This window comes from Sphingobium sp. (genome assembly GCF_035511395.1).
Lineage (GTDB): Bacteria > Pseudomonadota > Alphaproteobacteria > Sphingomonadales > Sphingomonadaceae > Sphingobium.
Map to the genome: position 1 here is coordinate 1 of NZ_DATKFP010000215.1, position 7,648 is coordinate 7,648.

A 7,648-nucleotide genomic window follows, 5' to 3' on the forward strand; every position below is an offset into this window, starting at 1 on the left:
TCCTGGCCCGCTCCATCGTGGAGCAAAGGCGTCGCAGTCGTTACCTGCCCCCGCAGCCCCTGCCCTGAGCAGGAGCGGCCACCGCCCCCGAGGCGATGGCCCCGAGGTTTCCCTTCGTAGAGCATGGGCCTTCGACCGAGCAGCGCGTGCGGACGCCGCGATCCAATGGCGGATGCCACCAATGCAGCACGTCGCCTTCCTCGAACTGATGGGCAGCCGCGGCAAGGATATGCTGCCGTGTTGCATTCGGATCGACATGGATCTGTGCCAGAACATCCTGCAGCTGGTCGCGAAAACCGAAAGCGCCGCTCGCCTGATAAAAGCCCGCGCGGGCGCGGATGCGGGCGCTGAGCGACTGGTGCGGCAACCACCGGTTGACCATCAGGTCAAAGGCGGGATCGGGCGTCTTGACCTGCACCGCGTCCAGCCTGTCCTTCCAGAAACCGGCACACTCCCGCGCCGCGGTCTCGAAGGCCGATGGGTCCTGCCAGCGACGGACAAGGTCACGCGCGTGATCCAGGTCGTCGCCCTGCCCCAGCACAAAGCAAACTTCTGCGGTTCCTTCAGCCGGGATATCAAGATGGACCTGCAGGGCGGCGCAGCAGTCGTCACCGGCAGCATGCTGCCGGTGACCAAGATCCCAGTTCAGAAGTCCGAGGGGACTGGTGGGGTCGGCGTCATCGCCGTGAAAATCGTAGCGTGAGGTGGTGAGCGTGTGGACCGGAAGTGTCGAAGCAAGAAAGGAGATGCGGTCGGCAAATTCGTCGGTCCAGGGATTTTGGCCGAGAATCGCGTGCGAGATCGGATCATAGAATGAGCGGCGCAGGGGCGCCTGTTCTCCTTGCACAGCGCCCATCAGCCATTCGGCATAGTAGGTAGCCGTGATCCGGCGCGGACGCGGCAACTGATTACGCAAGCGAAGCCGGACAAGCTTCACGGTGTCGTGCGTCGGCACGATGACGGAGAGCTCCTGTTCAAGGCCTTCGCTATGCCGGTGCCAGGACGTACGGTCGGGGCCGTGATCGATGCGGCATGCCGTGTCTCCACCGGCCGGAAGCGGCGTCGGCGTCCAGAGCCGTGCGTTTTCCTCATCGCGCAGATAAAGGCGTTCGCCTTGAGGATCTTCGACAGGGTCGTTGAACCACGGCGTGAGACGGTTTTCACCACTGTTTATCGCCCAGGTGAAGCCCAGACCGCCCTCGGTCACGATCGTCCCGAAGCCGTCGTTGGCGAGGACGTTGGCCCAGGGCGCAGGGGTCGGCGCACCGGGTTCCAGATAGATAGTATAGTCGCCCGTATCCGGATCGAAGCCTCCCCACCCATTATCGAATTGCAGATCAGCCGGGCGCGGTACGGGCGCCGTCATGATTGTACCGGAGTTCGCCCCGACCGGCGCGAACAGAGGGCCCGGATGCGGCGGCTGGTCGTATCGCGCAAGCTGGTCGACTAGGCTGCCGCCGGCTTCGTCAAGGATGAGGCGGGCAACCTGATCGAGAAGCGCCGCCCGCTCGCCATCGGATGGACCGATGCCGACGAGGTGTATCCCGGCATGGGTGCCAAGGCGATCCTGTAGCCCGGCATCCTTCAGCACTTCCAGAAGACGCTCGCGGACGGGCTCGATATAGCCCGACGTTCCTTCATGCGTCACCACCAGGTCGATCGGCATACCACGCTGCCGCATGAGCTTGTGGAAGGAGAGAAGCTGTCGAAGCAGGTCCTGCTGCTCCGCGGTTCCGGAACGCAGCATCAAAATAGGATGGTCGCCCGATATCCCGAGCGCCCAAAGGTCCCCGCGCCGAAATGTGCGCGCGCCGGCCGATCCCGGCTCTGCCGCTCTGGTGAGAAGAGTGGACAGCAACGCCTGCGCCTGCGGCACGATGTGCGGCTGCAGGCCCAGCTTGTGCATCTCGCGCGCCGCCGCACTTGCCGTATCGCTCACAGCCCAGTCGAGTGACGGCAGGGTGGTAAAGCGCTCGGCAAGTTCGAGGGCCGATTGCCGGGATCCAGCCGCAATGGTGACGAAGGCGAATTCACGTCGCGCGCGCGGAGGCAGTTCCACCGTCATCCTGATCGCGCAGATCGGATCAAGCGTCCAGCCGAGCGGGCCACCAGGCAGTTCCCCGGTCAACAATGCGGGCCGCCTGGGGCACCCATATCGTCCGATGAAAGCGCTGCGATCGGCTTCGAGACCGAGCAGGGTAACGCCATCTTCATCCCCGATCACACGGGTCAGCAGGACGGGCGGACGTTCCGCCGAACTGCGCGGCCGCCGCGTGAAAAGCAGGCCGTCATTGCCAGGCAAGGCTTCCGCCCCCACGAACAGCTTGCTGAAGGCAGGGTGGCGCGCCGCGTCCTGGGCCGGAGCCAGAACGATCTGCGCGTAGCCCGTGACTTCGATGGTCCGGGGCTTATCGCTATCATTGACAAGAGCGACACGCCGGATCTCCAGGTCGTCGGCATTGGCGACATTGATCGTTGTCGTGACCGACAAGCCGTGGGCGCGCTGGTGGAACTCCACCTGATGCGCTTGGAAGATCACCTCCGGCGCGTCTTCGGGTCGAGAAAAGGGGCCGCCCGTTGCCGACCAGGTAACATCTGCATCCCGGTCGTGCAGATAGATCCAGAAACCTGCGTCCCCACGGGTCAGGGCATGCTGGTTCCAGCTCAGCCCACCTGCACCGTCTGTCCGAATGCGGCTCGAAAGCCGGCCATTGCCGAGAATCTGCCACGCGTGCTCCCCACGGCGCCGAGTGCGTGCCCAGCCGTAAAGGCCCGGAATCAGTTCGTCGGGTTCCGGCTGTGGCTCACGAACCTCAAGCCGCGCGATCTCGGGCGGCAGCTCCCATGGAATCCTTTCGTTAAGGAGCAGGTCGACGGTGCGGATATGAGGATCGGTGTGGAACCAGCGCACGAGCATGTCATCGCACAACGCGTTTCCGAGCGCGGCAAGGCTCATGCCATGATGATGAGCCATGTAGGAGCGCACGACGGCAAAGCGTTCACCGTCAGGCGCCCGCTCGGGCGTGAAGTCGACCGCTTCGAAAAATCCGTATCGGCCGATGAGGCCAAGATCCGCCAGAGTTTGAAGGTTGCGCGTCGCCAGCGCGGGCCGGATCGTCAGCGCCAGCGCCGTCGCATAGGGGCTGATAACCAGATCGCGCCCCAGACCTCGCTGGAGGCCGAGCGCAGGGACGCCGAATGCGTGATATCGGTAGACGCGGTCCTCGCCCATCGATGCGAAGGACGACTCCGAAATACCCCAAGGCATATCATGTGACCGCCCGAATGCGATCTGGATAGCAATCGCGGTCCGGTCACTCATTCCGAGCAGGGTTTGGGGATCGCTCTGCAGGAAGATGTTCGGCATCAGATATTCGAACATCGAGCCGTTCCACGATATCAACGCCAGGCCTGCGTGCTGCTTGGTGATGGGCCGCCCGAGATGGAACCAGTGCAGAGGCTCTATGTCGCCCTTCGCGATGGCGAAAAAGCTGGCGAGGCGTGCTTCGCTGGCGAGCAGATCGTAGTGGTGCGGATCTATTCGATCGGCGCTCACATTGTAGCCGATATGAAAGAGCCGGCTGCCGGCATCGAACAGGAACGAGAAGTCCATGGCGTGCGCGGCGGCGTTAGCGCGACTGGAGAGGTCATCGAGGCGGTCATGAAGCGCTTGCCGGGCCGCCTGGCCTTCCTCGATCACCGCCTGGAGATCGTGCGCCCATTGCCGGCTTTCCGCCGGTAGCTGGTCTCTCGCCGCATTGAGGACGCCAATTGCTGCCGCGGCGCCCGCGTGCGTGGACGGCAGCCGGTCGTTCGCCAACAGGTCGGCGACTTTTGCCGCGACGTTCGAACACTCTGCCGGATGCGGCGCGAGCGTCTCCCACCAGGGCGAGAACAGCCGAAGGTCTCGCCGCATGCCGGACAGATGATGTTCGAGCCGCTCCAGCCAGGCTTGGACATTCCGCAGGGAGGCGATTTCATCCTCGCCGACGCTTTCGGCCATCAGGGTAATCTGCTCGCGCAGGCGAGGAAGATCGGTCGACAGGAGATCGTCGATCCTCTCGGCCCAGTCTTGCCTCCCTTCCTCAATCCTGCGGGCGGTTTCCCGCATAGCCTCAAGGATCGAGCCGGCGGCGGAGGCCGCTTCGAGGTCGATCGTCGCAATCGCTTCGGCGAGCAACTCGATATTGTCGTCAAACCCTCGCCACAAATCCGTGGCGACCGGTGGCAAGCTTCTGGCTTCCTGAAGGGCTCGCGCGACGGTGATCAGACTGACCGCGAGATTTCCGCTGTCGACGGTCGAAACATATCGGGGCTCCAGGGCCGCGAGCGTTCTCGTCTCGTACCAGTTGAGAATATGCCCGCGGTAGCGGTCCAGGCGATCCAACGTATCGAGCGTGTTGTGAAGCCGTGTCGCAACCTCGTTGAGGCCGATATGTCCGAGGCGCCAGGCAGTGAGGACCGATACCATCATCATTCCGATGTTGGTCGGCGAGGTTCGGTGCGCGATTTCCTCGTCGGGCGGCTCCTGATAGTTATCGGGTGGCAGCCAGTTGTCCTCGGGGCGCACAAAGGTCTCGAAAAAGAGCCAGGTGCGCCGCGCCATCAGTCTCAGGAACTTTCGATCGTTTTCGGACAGCGTGTCCTTTGCCGGCTCAATCGGACGGCTGATCCGGATCGCGATCTCAGGCGCAATGAACCAGAGCAGCAGCAGGGGAGCCGCGACAGGCAGGGAAGCGGGCGCCGCAAGGAACAGACCCGCGCCGATGATCAGCGCGAACACCGGAGAGGCGGCCATGTCACGCCATGCCGCCAGTCGCGGATGTCGCGCCGCGTTGCGCGTCGCCATGTGGGCGGCCGACGTCCATTCGAGCTTTCTTTGGCCCGAATGGAGACGCCATAGGGTGATGGCAATGGCATGCAGCGCTATCATCGCGTCACTGACGAGAAAGACGATAGCGAGAAACCAGCGACCCGCGTGATCCGCCAGACGTCGCAGCAGGTTCTGCATGACGCCGCGGCGGCGGCCCTGCGCGAGGCCGGTCACGAGGTCCGTAAAGAGATATGCACCGGGCGCGATGACGGCAAGCAAGGTCCAGACCCAGGGCTGCCCATGGAGAAGAAACCATCCACCCACCAGCAGCGCCACAATACTCGCTGGAATTATGCTGCGCCGCAAATTGTCGAATATCTTCAGCCGATCGAACCAGCCGAGCCGGTTGCGCAGCCATCGGCCATCGCCGCCGGGCACGAAGGGAAAGAGCCATGGCAGGATCTGCCAGTCCCCACGGACCCATCTGTGCCAGCGCCAGGTGAAGTCGAGATAGCTGGTCGGGAAGCTCTCATAAACGATCGCATCGCTGACCAGCGCCGCTCGCCCGTGCAGTCCTTCGAACAGGTCATGGCTGAGAAGTGTATTCTCGGGAACGCGCCCTTCGAGGCTCCGATGAAAGGCCGCCACATCATAGAGGCCCTTGCCCACGTAGACGCCTGTGCCGAGCAGGTCCTGATAGACGTCGGATACGGCGCGCGAATAGATATCGATGGTCGTGTCGCCCCCGTAGAGGCGCGAAAACAAGGATTGGCCGGTCGCTTCCGGCGCCAGCTCAACGCGCGGCTGAAGAACCGTATATCCTCGTTCGACCGCGCCGGTCGCAGCGTTGAAGTGGGCGCGGTTAAGGGGATGAGATAGCGTCCCCACCAGTCGCCGGACGATGCCGGCCGACAACCTGGTATCGGCATCGGCCGTCATCACGAAACGGCATCGCCGCAACCGTTCGATGCTGCCGACGGTCACATTGAAGGGGGACGCATCTCCGTTCAGGATGAAGGCGTTGAACTGCTCAAGCTTTCCGCGCTTTCGCTCCCAGCCCATCCAGCAGCCCTGGGCCGCGTTGAACCGTCGTGGCCGATGCAGCAAATGGAACGGCCCACGTCCCTTGGCATTGGCAAAGCGCGCGTTGAGTTCCTCGATCCCGCTGGTCAGCGCGCGAACGATATCGGCATCGACCGAGACACTTTCCTGTGATGCATCGGCGAAGTCGCTGAGCAGCACGAATTCGAGCGCGGCGTCGGGATTGGAAAGGCGGTGCGCCTCCAGGCGCCGAAGCAGCGGCGCGATGTCCGACAATCGCGCGACCAAGACAGGCATCACGACTGCCGTCGCCGAACTTTCGGGGATGCCTTCCTTGAAATCGAGCTTGGGGAGTACGTTCGGCCGAACGATGTGGGTCACGAGCCAATTGACGAAGGTGATGCTCAGGATCGATGCGGGTAGCAGGGTGAGCGGGATCCCTAGAAGCCAGGATCCGGCGGTGGCGCCGGTGGAAACCAGATAGGCTGCGGGTAGAGCAAAGCCCGCAAGGCCCGCGAGCAGCAAGGCGGCTGCATAAAGCAGGCCTGGATAACGCAGCGCGCGTCGCAATATCGAGCCCGGCGTCCATGGACGAGGATCGATCGCGTCGGCAAAGGCAGGCCGTCCGATATCGATGAGCCAGAAGCCTACATGGCCCGATGGCGCTTCGTCGCTGCTATGGCACTGGCGCAAGGCACGCTCGGCGACATCCCATTCCGGGAGTCCCGACTGGTCGGCAAGCTGCTCGACCGCATGGCGATATCGATCGCGCGTATCGAAGTCCATATGTGGATAGACGCCTGCCGGGTCGCGCCGGAGGATGGCTTCGACCTGGCTCGTTCGATCGAAGAAGTCGTTCCATTGAATCGTCGCGATCACGCCAAGGTTCGCGATTGCGCGCGCGACGCATTCCGTATCGTCAAAACCAACCATCGCCGTGTCGGGCGTCTCGACGATCTCAAAGGGCGGCTCGACCTCCGGGAAGAGGTGGCTGAAACCTCCGATGAGCAATTCCAGGCAGACTATGCGCAGCATGGTCGGGAAGGCCCAGGTCTCGGCGATGCTGAGCGGCATCGTCTTTTGATATTGTTCTACGAACAGCACCGCGCCATTCAGCGAGACCTGCAGGTGAGAAGCCTGCAGCAAGGCATGGGCAAGCTGATGCACGCGAGGGCGACCGAGCCCGTCCCCGGAGATCGCCGGAAGTTTCGCGTAGAACTCTTCGGGAAGATCCTCGCGGATCTGCAGGATGGCGCGTTGTATCTGATAATCGTTGTCGAGCAGCCATTCAGCCGCGGCGCCTGCGCGCTTGTCGGCCTTGGCGGCCGCCTGTCGGGCCTGCCTCAGCCACGTCTTCATCTCCTCGAGATGCGCCCATGCGGCCAGCGGCACCGACTTGCCGAGCAGTCCTGTCAGGTGATGACGGTCGGCGACCTCCTCCGCCGCCCCGGCGAGCGGATCGCGCTCCTCATAATCGGCCATCAATCAGACCTGAATGGCCGTTGGCAATCTCACGCTCTGGCTGGCGGCAGGCGAAGTCATTTGCGCCTTGCGGCTCGCCGAAGGCAGGACGAGCATCGGGACACTGCAATGGGCCATCAGATAGGAGGCAACCGTTCCGTACGGGACGTCCCTGACATGCTGATGCCCGTGCCCGCGTGCGGACATCACCGCGAGATCAGCCGCTTCGCGATCGACCAACGCGCAAAGCGTGTCGCGAACGTCGCCGCCACGGATGACAATCGCGCGAGCGCGAAGGCCCATCGCCGAAAGATTGGACCTGGTCCGATCCAG

The 7,648-nt window shown here is 63.3% G+C and carries 3 protein-coding genes; 1 reads left to right on the forward strand and 2 read right to left on the reverse strand.

Annotation, left to right across the window (positions count from 1 at the left end):
* Positions 1 to 40: 40 nt before the first annotated feature.
* Positions 41 to 5,752, reverse strand: a complete 5,712-nt coding sequence (locus VMR39_RS14905) for a GH36-type glycosyl hydrolase domain-containing protein (protein WP_325416750.1) — start codon at positions 5,750 to 5,752, stop codon at positions 41 to 43.
* Between VMR39_RS14905 and VMR39_RS14910 the strand changes: the two genes are divergently transcribed.
* Positions 5,715 to 6,338, forward strand: a complete 624-nt coding sequence (locus VMR39_RS14910; protein WP_325416751.1) for a hypothetical protein — start codon at positions 5,715 to 5,717, stop codon at positions 6,336 to 6,338. The genes VMR39_RS14905 and VMR39_RS14910 overlap by 38 nt on opposite strands.
* Positions 6,339 to 7,339: 1,001 nt before the next feature.
* On the opposite strand, the gene VMR39_RS14915 is transcribed toward VMR39_RS14910, so the two are convergent.
* A complete protein-coding gene (locus tag VMR39_RS14915) occupies positions 7,340 to 7,618 on the reverse strand; it encodes a universal stress protein (protein ID WP_325416752.1) in 279 nt (92 codons plus the stop codon).
* Between the last annotated feature and the right edge of the window lie 30 nt (positions 7,619 to 7,648).

Bases quoted from the DNA above. Each gene is read 5' to 3' on its own strand.
- VMR39_RS14910 (WP_325416751.1), top strand. From the start codon at position 5,715: ATGCCGGCCGACAACCTGGTATCGGCATCGGCCGTCATCACGAAACGG.
- VMR39_RS14905 (WP_325416750.1), bottom strand. From the start codon at position 5,752: ATGACGGCCGATGCCGATACCAGGTTGTCGGCCGGCATCGTCCGGCGA.
- VMR39_RS14915 (WP_325416752.1), bottom strand. From the start codon at position 7,618: ATGGGCCTTCGCGCTCGCGCGATTGTCATCCGTGGCGGCGACGTTCGC.